16 protein-coding genes and 1 tRNA gene are annotated in these 14899 nt (G+C 67.7%); 7 read left to right on the top strand and 10 right to left on the bottom strand.

Annotated features, from left to right (window positions below; genetic code table 11):
- The first annotated feature begins 17 nt into the window (after positions 1-17).
- From LX13_RS08115 to LX13_RS08105, 3 genes are all read left to right on the top strand, one after another.
- Entirely contained in the window at positions 18-1229 is a 1212-nt protein-coding gene (locus tag LX13_RS08115) for a cupin domain-containing protein (protein ID WP_253660834.1), read from the top strand.
- Positions 1226-2158, top strand: a complete 933-nt coding sequence (locus LX13_RS08110) for a ferredoxin family protein (RefSeq protein ID WP_253660833.1) — start codon at positions 1226-1228, stop codon at positions 2156-2158. Before LX13_RS08115 ends, LX13_RS08110 begins: the two co-directional genes overlap by 4 nt.
- Positions 2159-2305: 147 nt before the next feature.
- Positions 2306-2890 carry a hypothetical protein gene (locus LX13_RS08105; RefSeq protein ID WP_253660832.1) on the top strand — a complete coding sequence of 195 codons (585 nt, stop codon included), beginning with the start codon at positions 2306-2308 and terminating at the stop codon, positions 2888-2890.
- A gap of 58 nt (positions 2891-2948) precedes the next feature.
- Here the strand turns inward: LX13_RS08105 and LX13_RS08100 are convergent, their stop codons facing one another.
- Both LX13_RS08100 and LX13_RS08095 read right to left on the bottom strand, forming a co-directional pair.
- Entirely contained in the window at positions 2949-3746 is a 798-nt protein-coding gene (locus LX13_RS08100) for a CPBP family intramembrane glutamic endopeptidase (RefSeq protein WP_253660831.1), read from the bottom strand.
- 34 nt (positions 3747-3780) lie between these two features.
- Entirely contained in the window at positions 3781-4443 is a 663-nt protein-coding gene (locus LX13_RS08095; protein WP_253660830.1) for an ester cyclase, read from the bottom strand.
- A gap of 144 nt (positions 4444-4587) precedes the next feature.
- On the opposite strand from LX13_RS08095, the gene LX13_RS08090 reads away from it, so the two are divergent.
- Positions 4588-5322 (top strand): GAF and ANTAR domain-containing protein, encoded by a 735-nt coding sequence (locus tag LX13_RS08090; protein ID WP_253660829.1) that lies wholly within the window; start codon positions 4588-4590, stop codon positions 5320-5322.
- 3 nt (positions 5323-5325) lie between these two features.
- On the opposite strand, the gene glfT1 is transcribed toward LX13_RS08090, so the two are convergent.
- Genes glfT1 through LX13_RS08070 form a run of 4 tightly spaced genes read right to left on the bottom strand, consistent with a single transcriptional unit; the run spans position 5326 to position 8594 of the window.
- On the bottom strand, positions 5326-6228 hold the full coding sequence (gene glfT1 / locus LX13_RS08085) for a galactofuranosyltransferase GlfT1 (protein ID WP_253660828.1): 903 nt from the start codon (positions 6226-6228) through the stop codon (positions 5326-5328).
- A gap of 6 nt (positions 6229-6234) precedes the next feature.
- Positions 6235-7098: a galactan export ABC transporter ATP-binding subunit Wzt/RfbE gene (wzt, locus tag LX13_RS08080; RefSeq protein WP_253660827.1), complete on the bottom strand. Its 864-nt coding sequence runs from the start codon at positions 7096-7098 to the stop codon at positions 6235-6237.
- A 13-nt stretch (positions 7099-7111) separates the two neighbouring features.
- Complete coding sequence (gene wzm / locus LX13_RS08075) at positions 7112-7975, bottom strand: galactan export ABC transporter permease subunit Wzm/RfbD (RefSeq protein WP_253660826.1); 864 nt, start codon at positions 7973-7975, stop codon at positions 7112-7114.
- 49 nt (positions 7976-8024) lie between these two features.
- Positions 8025-8594 (bottom strand): bacterial proteasome activator family protein, encoded by a 570-nt coding sequence (locus LX13_RS08070; RefSeq protein WP_253660825.1) that lies wholly within the window; start codon positions 8592-8594, stop codon positions 8025-8027.
- Positions 8595-8735: 141 nt separating this feature from the next.
- Here LX13_RS08070 and LX13_RS08065 point away from each other — a divergent pair, with 141 nt between their 5' ends.
- Positions 8736-9932: a cysteine desulfurase-like protein gene (locus tag LX13_RS08065; protein ID WP_253660824.1), complete on the top strand. Its 1197-nt coding sequence runs from the start codon at positions 8736-8738 to the stop codon at positions 9930-9932.
- A gap of 72 nt (positions 9933-10004) precedes the next feature.
- On the opposite strand, the gene LX13_RS08060 is transcribed toward LX13_RS08065, so the two are convergent.
- On the bottom strand, positions 10005-10982 hold the full coding sequence (locus tag LX13_RS08060; RefSeq protein ID WP_253660823.1) for an NAD(P)H-quinone oxidoreductase: 978 nt from the start codon (positions 10980-10982) through the stop codon (positions 10005-10007).
- 183 nt (positions 10983-11165) lie between these two features.
- Between LX13_RS08060 and LX13_RS08055 the strand changes: the two genes are divergently transcribed.
- Together LX13_RS08055 and LX13_RS08050 are read left to right on the top strand one after the other, a co-directional pair.
- Entirely contained in the window at positions 11166-11681 is a 516-nt protein-coding gene (locus LX13_RS08055) for a MarR family winged helix-turn-helix transcriptional regulator (RefSeq protein ID WP_253660822.1), read from the top strand.
- 8 nt (positions 11682-11689) lie between these two features.
- Positions 11690-11777, top strand: a tRNA-Ser gene (locus LX13_RS08050).
- Between the two features lie 96 nt (positions 11778-11873).
- Here LX13_RS08050 and LX13_RS08045 read toward each other — a convergent pair.
- The 3 genes from LX13_RS08045 to LX13_RS08035 all read right to left on the bottom strand — a co-directional run bounded on the left by LX13_RS08045 (position 11874) and on the right by LX13_RS08035 (position 14899).
- Positions 11874-12587, bottom strand: coding sequence for a CPBP family intramembrane glutamic endopeptidase (locus tag LX13_RS08045; RefSeq protein ID WP_372499896.1), 714 nt, complete (start codon positions 12585-12587; stop codon positions 11874-11876).
- A 13-nt stretch (positions 12588-12600) separates the two neighbouring features.
- Positions 12601-13761, bottom strand: a complete 1161-nt coding sequence (locus LX13_RS08040; protein ID WP_253660820.1) for an NAD(P)H-binding protein — start codon at positions 13759-13761, stop codon at positions 12601-12603.
- Between the two features lie 85 nt (positions 13762-13846).
- A complete protein-coding gene (locus tag LX13_RS08035) occupies positions 13847-14899 on the bottom strand; it encodes a magnesium transporter CorA family protein (protein ID WP_253660819.1) in 1053 nt (350 codons plus the stop codon).

The following is a 14899-nucleotide window of genomic DNA, read 5'->3' as shown; positions in this document are numbered from 1 at the left end:
CCTGAGAAGTTGATTCGATGCTGAGCCGCTGCATCTCGGTCGACCCGGGGACGTTCCAGCGCGAACACTGGGGTCGATCGCCGTTGCTCAGCAGAGCGACGTCGCTGCCCCGCGACTTCGGCGATCTCCTCTCGACGCATGCTGTCGACGAGTTGCTCGCCGAGCGCGGGGTACGCGCGCCGTTCATCCGTCTGGCAAAGAACGGATCCCTCGTCGACCGCACCCGATTCCTCGGTCCGGCCGGCGTCGGCGCCGAGATCGGCGACCAGGTCGACTCGGCGAAAGCCTTGGCGCAGTTCGCCGACGGTGCCTCGATAGTGCTGCAGGGCCTTCATCGTCTGTGGCCGCCGATTATCGATTTCGTCCGCGAACTCGTCGACGACCTCGGGCACCCGGTTCAGGCGAACGCCTACATCACCCCTCCGGGCAGTCGGGGATTCGACTCGCACCACGATGTTCACGACGTGTTCGTGCTGCAGATCGCCGGCCGGAAGCACTGGACCGTGCACGAACCGGTCTTCACCAACCCGCTCGAGTCGCACCCATGGACCGACTTCCGGGGCGCGATCGCCGATCGCGTCACCGAGGAACCCGCGATCGACACCGACCTGCACCGGGGTGATGCGCTCTACCTGCCCCGCGGGTGGCTGCACTCCGCACGTTCCGCCGATGAGACGGCGATCCACCTGACGATCGGCGTACCCGCGTTGACCCGGGCCGACGTGGCCCGCGCCGCGGTCGATCGTGTCGCGTCCGCGGTCGCCGACCTGCGTGCGTCAATGCCGATCGGCATCGACCCCGGCGATCACGACGCCCTGGAGGCGGAATCGACGAAGGTCCTACTCGCCTTCGCCGACCAGATCCGTGACCGCGCGCAGGAATGGGGCTCGGCGGTCGCCGACGATCTGACCCGTACCTTCGCCGGCCGCACGCGGCCCGCCGCGGTGCGCCCGCTTGCGACCCTGGAGGCGATGGCCGGCGCGGACACCGCACGCGTCCGCTGGCGACACGGACTGATCACCGCGGTGACCGAGGACAGTGACCGCGTACGACTGCGACTCCCGGATCGCGTCGTCGAGTTCCCGGCGATCTGTGCTCCTGCCATTCGCCATCTGCGCGACGGACGCGACGCGACCGCAGACTCCCTGCCCGGACTCGACGCGGCGGACGGAGCGGTGGTGATCCGGCGGCTCCTTCGCGAGGCCATCGTGGTCCCGACCACCGCATGACCCTGCCCGTCGATGGTGCGCCGCACCTGTCCACCGATCGGCCGATGCCGCCGTGCAGCGATCAGTCCCTGGCCCGCGACGAACCGCTGTTCGCGACGGCGTCGCTCGGATTCGCCTGGCTGCTGCTGGAAATGGAAGGGCCCTGGGGGCATTCGGCCTTCATGCAGTCGCCGCGCATCCTCGACCGTGACCTCGGGCGGTCCATCGTGCGACGTGCCGAGGCCGCGTCGATGCGGATCGTCGCGATCCGCAGACCCGGTCGTCGGTCGGCGACACCGCGGTGGCGATGGTTCATCGCCCAGAGCCGCCCGGAAGGGTCGGTGCTCTACCAGGGCGAGGTGGCCGGACCACAGGACTACCTCGACATCCCCCTGGACGGATCGGCCGGCGTTCGGGTCGACGGCCCGCTCACGGCGGTCTGCGCCCACGGCAAACACGACCGGTGCTGCGCGGTGCGTGGTCGGGGTGCCGCCGCCGCCCTCACGGCCCACGATCCCGAGAACACCTGGGAGTGTTCACATCTCGGCGGCGACCGGTTCGCTGCGACGATGGTGGTGCTCCCCGAGGGGCTCAGCTACGGACGAATCGACACCGCCGACCCCGTCGATCTGTTGACCCGGTACGCCGACGGCAGGGTCGACGAGAGGTTCCTGCGTGGACGGACTTGCGTCTCGCATGCCGTCCAGGCCGCCGAGCACTACCTCCGGGAAGCCACGGGTGACGATCGCATCGAGGCGTTCACCACGCTCGGTGTCGAGGAGTCAGGTGACCGTGTGCGGGTGGTTCTGGCCGTGGCGGAGGGCCCGCAGTGCACTGTCTCGCTCCGAGTCGTCATGTCCGCGCCCCTGCTCTCGACATGCGACGCACGCATCCCCGGCAGCGTCCGCCGGTTCGAACTGGAGTCACTGGAGTTCGCCGACCAGGCCTGACCTGTCTCGGCGCCGGACCGGGCTGCCCGTGGGTGGACGGCCATCTCCACCCGGACTCCACCCGTGGGACCACGACATCTCCGCGCGCGATTCCTACAGTGGAACCATCGGTCGTCGAAGGACGTCCCCGTCGAGAAGGGAATCGAGATGTCGTACCTACGAGGGTTTCTCCCGTTCATCGGATTCATCACCCTGTCCCACTTCGGGTGGCAGTGGGGCGCGGTGGGCGCCGCGGTACTGGCCGTGGCGATGCTCATCGCCGACCGACGTGCGGGGGCGTCGTGGGACACCCAGATCCTGGCCGTCGGGTCGATCGCCTTCTTCGCGGTCCTCACCCCGATCGCGTTCGCGCAACCGCACGCCGCCATCGCCGCGTACTGCGGGACGATGTCGATCGCCTGGCTGGCGGTGGTGGCCTGGGCGAGCATCGCGATCGGCACGCCCTTCACCATGGGGATCGCGCGTAGGCAGGTCTCTTCCGAGGTGGCGGACTCCGCGGCGTTCCGGCGCCTGAACGTGGTGATCACCGCGGCGTGGGCGAGTGCGTTCACCGTCTCGGCCGTGCTGACCGTCGTCCTGATGAACCAGGCGGGGTGGATGACGGTCGCCGCGTCGGCGACCTGCTTCATGACGCCGATCCTGTTCACCCGCATCTACGTGTCCCGAGTGCGGGCGGCCCACATGGCGCCGTCGGACCGCGTGGCCGTCGAGGAGCTCGCCGAGGTCGCCTAGGTCGTTCCCACGACACAGATCGACTCCCGCGACGGAGATCACTGTCGCGGGAGTCGAATCATGTCGCGGGAGGAGAGGAAGTCGGCCCAGCCGGTGGTTCGATGCGTCGGCGGGCGAAGAACAGGGCGAGCCCGAGGACGGGATAAAGCAGGATCGGCGCCAGCGATCCCGGATAGCTGTCCTGGTCGACGAGGATCGACGTACCGGACAGGATCGAGAAGTCGAAGAGTCCGTGGATGATCGAGTTCAGGGCATTCCCCCGCGACACCCGTCGGATGAGGTAGAAGAAGTAGCCGGCCAGACTCACCGCGATGGCCTGGGGGATCGCGCTCGCGCCGTGGCCGATTGCGTTCGACAGGTGCACCGCACCGAAAATGACGCTCGACCACAGTGCGACCTTCCCCTCGGTCAGCCCACGGTCCCGGAGGACGGTCACGCCGACGCCGCGGAACATCCCCTCCTCGCCCCATCCGACGAACTGGGTGACGAGCAGGAGTAGCAGGACGAAACCGAGGCCCTTCTCGGCCAGCGCGGAATAGTCGATGCCGACCAGGATGGCCACCACGAACAGCGCAGGCACCACCCACACCCACCGACTCGTCGGTCGTTCGTCGCGCAGGACCGGTCGCCACCACCCCAGGGCGGCGATGACGACACCGGTGAACACCAACGCCGCGCCCAGCGGGACGGCCATCGTGAACACGACCCCGCGTGTGGTGGTGGTCGAATCCTCCCCGCTCACATGCTGTATCAGCAGACCACCCACCTGGATGAGCGCCAGGTACACCGCCACGATCGCGACGAATCCCAGGAACCCGAGTCGTCTGCGTCGGTGGGTCGCCGCAACGTCTGTCATGGCAGCGAACGTACGGCTCGCCGGGTGTCCACCGCTAGTTGCGCGAGGGTGCAGAGGCGACGGTCACCAGCCCGGCCTGCTGCAGGAACGTCAGGTTGTCCTCGAGGTGCCAGTCCTCGACGATCTTTCCCCCGGCACCCACATGCTGGATGTCGATGGCGCCGAACCGGATCGGCTGCCCGGCGCCCCGCACGCCGTTGTAGGTCCCGGTGAAGGATCCGGCGAACACCAGTCGCGCGGTGAAGGTGTCGCCGGTCACGTAGAGGTCGGCCAACTCGCACGTCAGGTCCGGGATGGCCGCCCGAAACGTCGAGGACGCGGCGACCGGTCCCGAGGGTCCCTGCGGCCGTCCGCTGGGCAGGGTGTTGTCGCGGAACTCGGGACCCACCGCCGCGTCGAGACGTGCGGGGTCGCCGGTGTTCCAGAACGTGTAGAGCTGCTGTGCGATATGAACGGTGGCTCGATCGCGGTCGGTGTCGGTCGAGGCGACATGCACCGACGCGGGTCGGACGAGTCCGGGCGCACGGTCGATCAGCGACTGCGGGTCCGGTGGGGTGGCGGGGTCCGAGCTGCAGGCCGACGCCACGATGGCAATGAGCGCCACCAGCACGATCATCGGGTGATCCAGGAGGTGTCGGAGCGCGTCGAATCGGCGGGTGCGAGTGCCCGCGAGCGAGGTGGAACCAGTGGTTGTCATGGCGGCGACGGTATGGAAAACATACCGGTACCTTCAACGAAACCGTGGGCCACCAGCGGTGAGTGCTGTCAGGAGAACGTCGACCGGCCGTGCGCAGTCGCTGTAAAATTGCTGCGGAATCCGGACGAGTAGGAGCGTGGGACCGTGGTCGAACGCGGCAACGAATTGTTCAGGGCCCTGGCAGCGCAGGTGGCCGAACTGCAGAACACAGATGTGTCGGACGAGGACGTCGAGACGCTGCTGACCTCGCTCACCGAGGGTGCGGTGTCGGCGATACCCGCAGCGAGTCATGCGTGCATCACCGTGGTCGAGCACGGCGAGGTCATGACGATCGCGCCCACCGACGCGGTGGCCGCGCGCCTCGACGAGTTGCAGTCCAAGCACGACATCGGCCCGTGTCTCGACGCGGCGTGGGAGCAGCACCCAGTGCTGATCGGCGACTACACGACCGACGAGCGATGGCCGCTGTTCATCGAGGACGTCGTCGCCCAGACGCCGGTCCGGTCGAGCCTCTCGTTCCAGCTGCACCGTGACGCGACCAGCATGAGCGCGTTCAATCTGCACGCCGACAGCGCGCAGGCCTTCGACACCGAGGCGCAGAGGGTGGGCAGTGTGTTCGCGGCGAACACCGCACTGGCGCTGCACAGCCGCACCTGGTCGCACCAGTTCGAGGAGGCCCTGGCCTCCCGGGACGACATCGGGCAGGCCAAGGGGATCCTGATGGAGCGTTACACCGTCGACGCCGACCAGGCGTTCGACATGCTCAAACAGATCTCGCAGACGAGCAACACCAAGCTGGTCGAACTGGCCCGACGGCTCATCGACATCGACCACCCGTCGAACAAGCGGGGGAGTGGTCGGTCCGACAGCGCCCGGTGATGCTCAGGGCCGCTTGAAGTGCTCGCGTCGCCCCTCACCGCGCAGGCGGATCCACTCGCGGAAGCCGGCCACGTCGCGGCGGTGGATGAGGAAGTACCACCCGAATCGCGCCCACTCCTGCGGGATCAGCTTGCGCAGACCGGGCTGGTGCAGCAGGTACCCCCGGTTGCGGTAGGTGAAGTAGCGCTTGGTCGTGTCGTCGGGGTACTGCGTGTGCATGCGTCCACCGAGGATCGGATGGAACTCGGCGGTGCCGTCCGGATGCAGGTACGCGGTGATCAGGCAGGTGCCGAAGCGCATCCCCGAGCGGGCGAGCCGACGATGCATCTCCACCTCGTCGCCGCGGACGAACAGACGCAGATCCGGGACGCCGACCGCGTCGATCGCACGCGCCGAGAACAGCGCCCCGTTCATCAGCGAGGCGATCCCGTCGAGGACCTCCTCGGTCTCGCTGCTGTCGACGAAGAGCTCGGATCGCTTGCGCCGCCACACGACTCCGCGCCGTAGCGGGAACGCAAGGGTGTCGGGGTCGTCGATGTTGCAGACCACCGGCGACAGCTCGTCGTAGCCGCCCTCGGTCGCGCACCGCAGCAGCGTCGCCAGGACCTCCGGGCCCTCAGGGCGTCCGTCGTCGTCGGCGCACCACACCCAGTCGGCGCCGAGCGCCAGGGCGTGCAGCATCCCGAGGGCGAATCCGCCCGCGCCGCCCAGGTTGTGGGCCGAGGGGATGTAGGTGGTCGGGAGAGCTTGCTGTGCAACCAGATCGGCGACCTCGGTCTGGCTGCCGTTGTCGATGACCACGAGGTGATCGATCGGTCGGCTCTGTGCGGTCAGCACGGCCAACGACTGGGCGAGGAGTTCGGCGCGGCGGTAGGTGACCACCACCGCGATGACCCGATCGGTCACGCTGCGTCAGCCGTTCTGCGCGGCGTTGTCGGGATCGGGTGCCGCTGCCGTGTCGGCAGCGCCGGCGCGCGCCTTGTCATCCCGATCGACCTCGGCGAGGACCTCGCGGACGTGGCGGGCGGCGTCGGGGCCCTCGTAGGCGCCGACGACTTCTTCGATGCCGCCGTCCATCCGGATCTGGCCGTGATCGATCCACAGCGCGCGGTCGCACAGCTGGGCGAGGAACTCGTTGGAGTGGCTGGCGAACACCAGGATTCCCGAGCGTTTGACCAGGTCCTGCAGTCGGATGCGGGCCTTGCGCATGAAGTCGGCGTCGACCGCGCCGATGCCCTCGTCGAGGATGAGGATCTCGGGGTCGATGCTGGTGACCACGCCCAGCGACACGCGTACGCGCATACCGGTGGAGTAGGTGCGCAGCGGCATCTTGAGGTAGTCGCCGAGCTCGGTGAACTCCGCGATCTCATCGGTCTTCTTGAGCATCTCGCGGCGGCTCATGCCGAGGAACATGCCGCGGATGATGATGTTCTCGTAACCAGAGATCTCCGGGTCCATGCCGACGCCGAGGTCGAACACGGGCGCCACCCGGCCCTGAATCTTGCAGGCGCCGCGGGTCGGTTCGTAGATGCCCGACAGCAGCCGGAGCAACGTCGACTTGCCGGCGCCGTTGTGGCCGACGAGCCCGATCCGATCGCCGTGCGACAGATGCAGGTTGATGTTCTTCAGCGCCTCGACGACCACGACATTGGACTCGTTGGATCCGATGACGCCGCCGGCCCGACCGAGGACCGACTTCTTGAACGAGCGGGTCTTGGCGTCGAAGATGGGGAAGTCGACTCCGGCGTCCCAGGTGTCCAACCGAACTGTGCTCATTACGGGTGACCTCTCAGACCCAGTAGGCCACGCGGGCCCGGAAGTTGCGCAGGACGGCCAACGCGGCGAGCCAGCCGAGCGCGGTGCAGCCGATCACGATGAACCAGTGGTAGGCCTGCACGTGCTCGCCGACAAGTGGGCCGCGGGAGATCTCGAGGTAGTGGAACATCGGATTCAGCTCGACGAGCTTGAGGCGGCTCGAGTTCTGGGCGTTCTGACCGAGGTTGTCCGTGGTCCAGATGATCGGCGTCATGAAGAACACCAGCTGGACCACGGTCGCCAACAGCTGGCCGATGTCGCGGAAGCGCGTCGAGAGGATGCCGAAGACGATGGTCACCCAGATCGCGTTGAGCGCGAACAGGAACAGCGCCGGGATGATCAACAGGATCGTCCAGTTCACCGGCTGCGGGAAGACCGCCATGACCACGGCGTAGATGACGATGTTGTGCGCGAAGATGATCGACTGCCGCCACACGAGCCGGTAGACGTGCACGCTCAACGGCGACGGGATCTGCTTGAGCAGGCCCTCGTTGCTGGAGAACACCACCGACCCCTCGAGGATGGACTGGGAGATGAAGTTCCAGAAGATCAGTCCGAGGGTGACGTGCGGCAGGAATGTCTTGATGTCGATGCCGAACAATTCGCCGTAGAGCAGGCCCATCGCAACGGCGGTGACACCGGTTGCGACGGTGATCCACAGCGGACCGAGCAGCGAGCGACGGTAGCGCTGCTTGATGTCCTGCCAACCGAGCAGCGCCCACAGCTCACGCTGGGCGAAGCCGACACGCAGATCGGTCAGGGCTCGTCGCAGCGTCCGCGAGTCCGAGGCTTGCGGTCGCAGCGGTGCGACGTCGTCATCATGCAGAACGGTGGACACGGTGGTTGAGCCTACCGGCCGTGCGCGTCCGACCGGGTCACGCGGCAGGTCAGAGGTACTGACCGGTGCCGGGGACCCCGTGCCCGGAGCCCGCCGAACCGCCGGCCGACGGCGGCAACGCCCCCTGGCGCATCTGCTCGAGTTGCGACCGCGCCGCCATCTGCTGGGCGAACAGCGCGGTCTGGATGCCGTGGAAGAGGCCCTCCAGCCATCCGACGAGCTGGGCCTGGGCGATACGCAGCTCCGCATCGGACGGGGTGGAGTCGTCGGTGAACGGCAGCGCCAGCCGCTCGAGCTCCTCGCGCAGCTCCGGCGCGAGACCGCCCTCGAGCTCGCGGATCGACGACTGGTGGATCTCCTTGAGCCGGTTTCGGCTGGCGTCGTCGAGAGGAGCGGCCCGCACCTCTTCCAACAGCTGCTTGATCATGGTGCCGATACGCATGACCTTCGCCGGCTGCTCCACCATGTCGCTGAGACCGCCCGACTTGTCGCCCTCGGCGTCCGACGATCCTGTGGGCCCCATGACGACGATGCCGTCGTCGCCGGAGCCGGTCCCGGGCAGGCCGGCGCCTCCGGTCGAGTCGTGGTCGGCTGCGGATCCGAATGCTCCCGATGTCATGGGTTCCATTGTGCGACATTCGTCCGACTGGCTGGCCGCCCACACCCGGTGACCAGGGACAGATGTGTTCAGTACCCATCTCGTGAGCCGTCCTGACGAGGGGGTATGGCTCACCTCACCTGACCGTCTATCGTGTCTGCCATGACCTACGACGTTGCCCGGGTGCGCGGATTGTTTCCGTCACTCGGCGACGGCTGGATTCACCTCGATCCGCAGGTCGGGATGCAGATCCCCGACTCCGTCGCCTCCACGGTGTCCAAGGCGTTCCGGGCGCTCGTGTCGGCCCCCGGCGGCGTCTACCCCGCAGCGCGTCAGTCGCGTGCGATCGTAGACGCGGCCCGTCTCGCGGTCGCCGATCTGGTCGGTGGCGACCCCCGTGGCGTCGTTCTCGGACCGAGTCGCGGGCTGCTCCTGAACATTCTCGCCGAAGCCCTCAACACCCGCGTCTGGCTGGGGTCGCAGGTGGTGGTCAGTCGTCTCGACGACGAGGCCAACCTCGTTCCGTGGTTACGGGCTGCCGACCGCTACGGCGGCAAGGTCGTCTGGGCCGAGGTGGACATCGAGAACGGCGCGTTGCCGCCGTGGCAGTACAGCGACCTCGTCGTCGATGCGACCAGCGTCGTGGCGATGACCCTGGCGTCGTCGACCCTGGGAACCGTCACCGACGTACGCGCGGTCGCCGAGGTGATCCACGCGGTCGACGGCCTGTTGGTGGTCGACGCGACCAACGCGGCGCCCTACATGTCGCTCGACATCGACGAACTGCAGGCCGACGTCATGGTGGTCTCCGCCGAACGCTGGGGCGGGCCGCAGACGGCCGCGCTGGTCTTCCGCGATCCCGACTATCTCAGCCGGGTCCGCCCGGTCAGCCTGTCCCCGAACGCCGAGGGTCCCGAACGCCTCGAGGTCGAGGGACATCAGTACGCCATGCTCGCCGGGTTGGTGGCGTCGGTCGAACACCTCGCCTCCCTCGACGAGGCCGCCGAGGGCACCCGTCGCGAGCGCCTGGTGACGTCGATGACCAGCCTGTCGCACTACCTGCAGCGCCTGCTGGCCTATCTGATCAACTCTCTCGACCAGCTCAACACCGTCCGGGTCCTGGGCACCGCGGACTCGCGCGTCCCGACGGTCAGCTTCACCGTCGCCGGGGTGACTGCCGACAAGGTGGTGCGACGACTCGCCGACAACGGCATCTGCGCGCTGGCCGACGTCTCCAACCGCGCGTTGACCGGGATCGGGGTCAACGACGTCGGTGGAGCGGTCACCATCGGCCTCGGCCAGTACTCCACGCCCTATGAGGTCGACCAGCTCGTGCGCTGCCTGGGTTCCCTCGGCTGACCGCCGACCGTGCCGTAACGACCCGCCGAGCGTGCCGAAATGACCCGCCGAGCGTGCCAGAACCGCGCCTGATCAGAGCGTCAGCAGAACCTTGCCGATCGCCGCGCTGTCCTCGAGATGCTGATGCGCCTGGCGAGCCTGATCGAGCGGGTAGGTGCGGTCGATGATCGGCCGCACGCGACCGGCCTCGACGAGCGGCCAGGTGTGGTCCCGGACCCCGGCGATGACCGCGGACTTCCCGATGGGCCCGTCGACGGGGCGTCCCCGGAGGTTGGTGGCGGCCACCGAGCCGCGTTTCTTCAGCAGCGCTCCGATGTTGAGCTCCGCGCTGGCGCCGCCCTGCATACCGATGATGACCAGACGTCCGCTGTCGGCGAGCGCGGACACGTTGCGGTCGAGGTACTTCGCTCCCATGATGTCGAGGATGACGTCGGCACCGCCCAGTTCCCCGACCACGTCGACGAAGTCCTGGTCGTTGTAATTGATGGTCGTGGTGGCTCCGAGTTCGGCGCAGAAGTCGAGCTTGCGCTTCGAGCCCGCGGTCACCGCGATCCGTGCGCCGAGCGCGTGCGTGAGCTGGATGGCGTGGGTACCGATACCGCTTGCCCCGCCGTGCAGCAGCACCAGTTCGTCGGGCTGGAGATCGGCCGCCATGAACAGGTTCGAGTAGACCGTCGCCGCGACCTCGGGGAGCCCGGCCGCCTCGACGAGGTCGACCCCCGTCGGCTTGGGCAGGACCTGACCGGCGGGGGTGGCGACGTACTCCGCGTATCCGCCTCCCGCGAGCAGTGCACAGACCTCGTCGCCGACGGAGAACCCGTCGACACCGTCACCCAGTTCGGCGATCGTCCCCGACACCTCCATGCCGAGGATCTCGCTGGCGCCGGGCGGCGGCGGGTAGAGGCCCTGACGTTGCATGAGGTCGGCGCGGTTGACGCCGGCCGCGGTCACCGCGATGAGTACCTCGCCCGATTTCGGCTCGGGGCGATCGGCGTGATCTGACTCGAGCGTGGCCGACGAACCCGATCCCTGGATGCTGATGATGCGCATGGAAGTCACCCGTTCATCTCTACCCGCGTCGCCCAGTGGGCGAAACGTAAGGGTCGCGACGAGCGATGTGACGAGCACAACGTGTTCATTCGGTCGTTCGCACGACTGCGGAGTGGACGCTTGTCCACGTAGGCTTTCGAGACGCCGGATTCGGGCCGGTCGGGGAGTGCAGGGAGATCATTGGTGAGTGTGAACGGTCAGCCTGTCGGCTCCGTGGAGGATTCCTCGGTATCGGACAAGTCGGTCGCGGACTGGCTCTCCGACACCGAGCAGGCGGCGTGGCGATCGTTCGTCGACGGCTCGCACGAACTCATCGGAGCTCTCGACCGCGCGCTCAACGCCGACGCCGGCCTCAGCTTCGAGGAGTACCGGATCCTGGTGATCCTCTCGGAGAACGACACCCTGCGGATGTCGGACCTCTCGCGCGGCGGACTGGCCTCGCGCAGCACGGTGTCGAGGCAGGTGTCGCGGCTCGTCGAGCGCGGTGACGTCGAGCGTCTCCCGGACATCAACGACGCCCGCAACCGGTTGGTCCGTATCAGCGACCTCGGCCGCGAACGGCTGCACGAGGCCGCGAAAGATCATGTGCGCCTTGTGCGTCGATACATGTTCGATCATCTGACTTCGGAGCAGGTGGTCGAGATGACCCGCATCCTCACCACGGTCCGAAACACCATCGACGGGCCTGACGTACGCTGATCCCGCTGGGAAGTGTGGCAGAGCGGCCGAATGCACTCGCCTTGAAAGCGAGCGTGGGTGAAACCACCGGGGGTTCAAATCCCTCCACTTCCGCCATGTCCTCGCCGTTCCCGCGACGTGAATCGACTCGCGCGACAGGGATCTCGGTCGCGGGAGTCGAACGGTGTCGCGGGAGCGACGGGGTGGACGGGATCAGACGCCGAACAGTGGCGGCAGCGCCAGCAAAATGATCGCGGTCCAGGCGACGTGCGTCAGCATGGGCGCGAGGACGCCGCCGGTCGCGCGACGCTCCAGCGCACACACGAGTCCGAGCAGGATCGCCGCGAAGCCGAGCATCGGGTTCCCGCTGGCCAGGGTGACGACGATGTAGATGATCGTCGAGTAGACCACCGGGTAGTACTTGCCCAGCGCCGAGTACAACGCGCCACGGAAGAACAGCTCCTCGGCGATGCCGTTGACCAGCGCGATGGCCACCACGAGCGCGAGATTGCCTGCCGTCGCGTACTCGAAGACGCCGGCGATCAGGTCGCGGATCGGGGGGATCTCGCGGACCACGAGCCCGCCGACCACGAAGAACAAGCCGAGACCGACACCCACGCCGAGTCCGGTGAGCACCGGTCGGCGTCGGTGTCCGCGCCAGGTGACCCGCCCGAGGTGCAGCGGTCGTGACAGCGCCGCGCCCACGACCCAGACACCGGCGAGTGCCAGTGTGTAGACGTAGAAGATCGAGTCGCCCGGTTTCGCCGACAGCGACAGTGCGAGCAGCACCGCGCCGAACACGAGGAAGACGATCACCACGATCCGGCGGCGTCGCACCACCGAACGTGCCTCGTCGGGATTCGTAGGCCGACGGTCGAGCAGCGCGGTACGCAGCTGGTCCCAACCCTCGGTTGCCCTGGTTGTCATCGTGGTCATGGTCTCACCGTCCGATGTGTGGCGCGATCTTGTTGGCACGTGACACCGCGAAGTCGACGCCGGTGCGCACGGCCCCCGCGGCGGGACCGACCGACAGCACGAGGCCGGCGCCGAGGCGCTCGAACTCGTTCCATCCGCGTGCGGTGATGACGCTCGACCCGACGCGTCGGATCCGCAGCCAGTCGCCGCCGGCCCACTCGGGGTCGGAGTCGGCGAGGTGGTGGATGTCTTCGAGCTTGTTGACCGGCAGCGCCGGTCCGGCGTGCAACGACGCCTCGACAGCTTGGCGCACGGTGAGCAGGCCGCCGGGCGGGTCGGGGACGATCGATCGGATGCGGTCCTCCGACGCGAACATCGGATAGTCCAACGACGCGACCAGGTCCCCGGTGAGCTCGGTCGGCACGGGCACCAACCGTCCGCTGACCAGCGACGCGAGCCCGGTACCGAGGCCACGGAGCGGCAACGGGATGCGACGACGTCGCGCTGCGGAGAGGTAGGTGAACAGCAGTTCGCGGTAGCTGGCCTTGTTCGCGCCTGCCACGTCGTAGGCCCCGGCCGGCAGCTTGTCCGCATCTGCTGCGGCGACGAGGTAGTAGACGACGTCGCGCACGGAGATCGGGTCCATCTTGTTGTCGGCCCAGTGCGGGAGCGGGATGACCGGTAGTCGGTCGGACAGGTACCGAACCAGCTCGAACGAGGTCGACCCGGCGCCGACGACGACCGCGGCACGCAGCCAGACGAGTTCGGGCCCACCGTCGACCTCGAGGTACTCGGCGACCTCCGCGCGGCTGGCGAGGTGCTCGGAGAGCTTCTCACCCTCGGGGACGAATCCGCCGAGGTAGACGATGCGGGAGACGCCCGCGTCCTTGGCCGCCTCGGCGACGTTGCGCGCGGCGGCGTTGTCCTTGTGCCGGAAGTCGGACTCGCCGATCCCGTGTACCAGGTAGTAGACGACGTCGACGTGTCCGATAGCGCCGAACGCGGTGGCCGCGGCGGTGCGGTCAGAGGCGTCGAGGGCGACGGGCACGACGTCGTCGTACCACCCGAACGCGGCGAGCCCGTCGGGCTTGCGCGACGCGGCGATCACCTCGTGCCCCGCGGACAGAAGTTCGGTGACCAGACGTGACCCCACGTAGCCGGTGGCGCCTGTGACCAGAATTCGCATATCCCCCACCGTACGGCGCGTGACATGGGGATTCAGTGTGAGATGTGGCTCGTGCCGACTCGGGAACAACCGCGTCGACAGGCGACTACAGCCAATCCCGCCGCTTGAACAGCACGTAGAGCACCGTCATCGACACCACCAGCAACGACACGCTGGTGATGAACCCGCCGGTGTGTTCGAAACCGGGGAACGGGACGTTCTGGCCGTAGAAGCCGGTGATCGCGGTGGGGACGGCGATGATCGCGGCCCATGCCGTGAGCTGTTTCATCACGGTGTTGAGGCGGGCATCCTGCAGCGACAGGTTCGTCTCGAACACCGTGGTCACCATGTCGCGGAGTGATTCGGTCCACTCGGTGACCCGCAGGACGTGGTCGTAGAGGTCGGTGAACTCGGGCTCGAGGGTGTCACCGTGGCCGAGCTCGTGGCGCTTGCGCTGGATCAGCGACACGACCTCGCGCATCGGGAGCACCACGCGGCGCAGCGCGACGAGGTTCTTGCGCAGCGAGTAGGTGCGACGCTGCAGGGCCCGCGAGGCGACCTTCTCGTCGAACAGCAACTCCTCGAGATCCTCGATGGCGTCATCGAGCTGCTGGACGGTGTCGAAGTGCCCGTCGACGACCACGTCGAGCAGACCGTGCAGGAGCGCGCCCACGCCGTAGTCCTGCCCGCCGATCTCATCCCACCGGCGCAACACCTCGTCCATGTCGAAGACGTCGCTGTACTCGCTGTCGCCCCTGTCACCGCCGCCCTCGGTGAGACGCACCGTGATCAGTGCGTTGTGCACGATGAACAACGAGATCCGCTCGAACCGGATCCGGGCCGCGGCGGCGTCGACGGCCTCGTCCCCGGTCGTCGCCGTGGGTGCATCGAACGCGACTGCGTAGACCGTGACGAACGTGTGCTTGGCGTAGGCGGTGGCCTTGACCCGCTCGGAGGCGGCCAGCGCGTCCTCGACCGCCCACTTGTTGAGGCTGAGTTCTTCGGCGAGCCGGGTCATCGTGTCGTGCGTCGGGTTGATCAGATCAGCCCAGACGAGGCGGTCCGGGTCGTCGATGCAGTCCGACACCTTTTCCAGTTCGAAACCGTCGACCGGTTCGCCCTTGTGCCAGATCTGGCCGCGCACGGCCTGGTTGCTCAC

The sequence above is a fragment of the Williamsia maris genome, from assembly GCF_024171815.1.
GTDB classification, from domain to species: Bacteria; Actinomycetota; Actinomycetes; order Mycobacteriales; family Mycobacteriaceae; genus Williamsia_A; species Williamsia_A maris.
Note: the sequence above shows the minus strand (reverse complement) of the source record. Positions and strands in the feature narration are given on the sequence as shown.

Bases quoted from the DNA above. Each gene is read 5' to 3' on its own strand.
- LX13_RS08115 (WP_253660834.1), top strand. From the start codon at position 18: ATGCTGAGCCGCTGCATCTCGGTCGACCCGGGGACGTTCCAGCGCGAA.
- LX13_RS08110 (WP_253660833.1), top strand. From the start codon at position 1,226: ATGACCCTGCCCGTCGATGGTGCGCCGCACCTGTCCACCGATCGGCCG.
- LX13_RS08105 (WP_253660832.1), top strand. From the start codon at position 2,306: ATGTCGTACCTACGAGGGTTTCTCCCGTTCATCGGATTCATCACCCTG.
- LX13_RS08100 (WP_253660831.1), bottom strand. From the start codon at position 3,746: ATGACAGACGTTGCGGCGACCCACCGACGCAGACGACTCGGGTTCCTG.
- LX13_RS08095 (WP_253660830.1), bottom strand. From the start codon at position 4,443: ATGACAACCACTGGTTCCACCTCGCTCGCGGGCACTCGCACCCGCCGA.
- wzt (WP_253660827.1), bottom strand. From the start codon at position 7,098: ATGAGCACAGTTCGGTTGGACACCTGGGACGCCGGAGTCGACTTCCCC.
- LX13_RS08070 (WP_253660825.1), bottom strand. From the start codon at position 8,594: ATGACATCGGGAGCATTCGGATCCGCAGCCGACCACGACTCGACCGGA.
- LX13_RS08065 (WP_253660824.1), top strand. From the start codon at position 8,736: ATGACCTACGACGTTGCCCGGGTGCGCGGATTGTTTCCGTCACTCGGC.
- LX13_RS08060 (WP_253660823.1), bottom strand. From the start codon at position 10,982: ATGCGCATCATCAGCATCCAGGGATCGGGTTCGTCGGCCACGCTCGAG.
- LX13_RS08045 (WP_372499896.1), bottom strand. From the start codon at position 12,587: ATGACAACCAGGGCAACCGAGGGTTGGGACCAGCTGCGTACCGCGCTG.
- LX13_RS08040 (WP_253660820.1), bottom strand. From the start codon at position 13,761: ATGCGAATTCTGGTCACAGGCGCCACCGGCTACGTGGGGTCACGTCTG.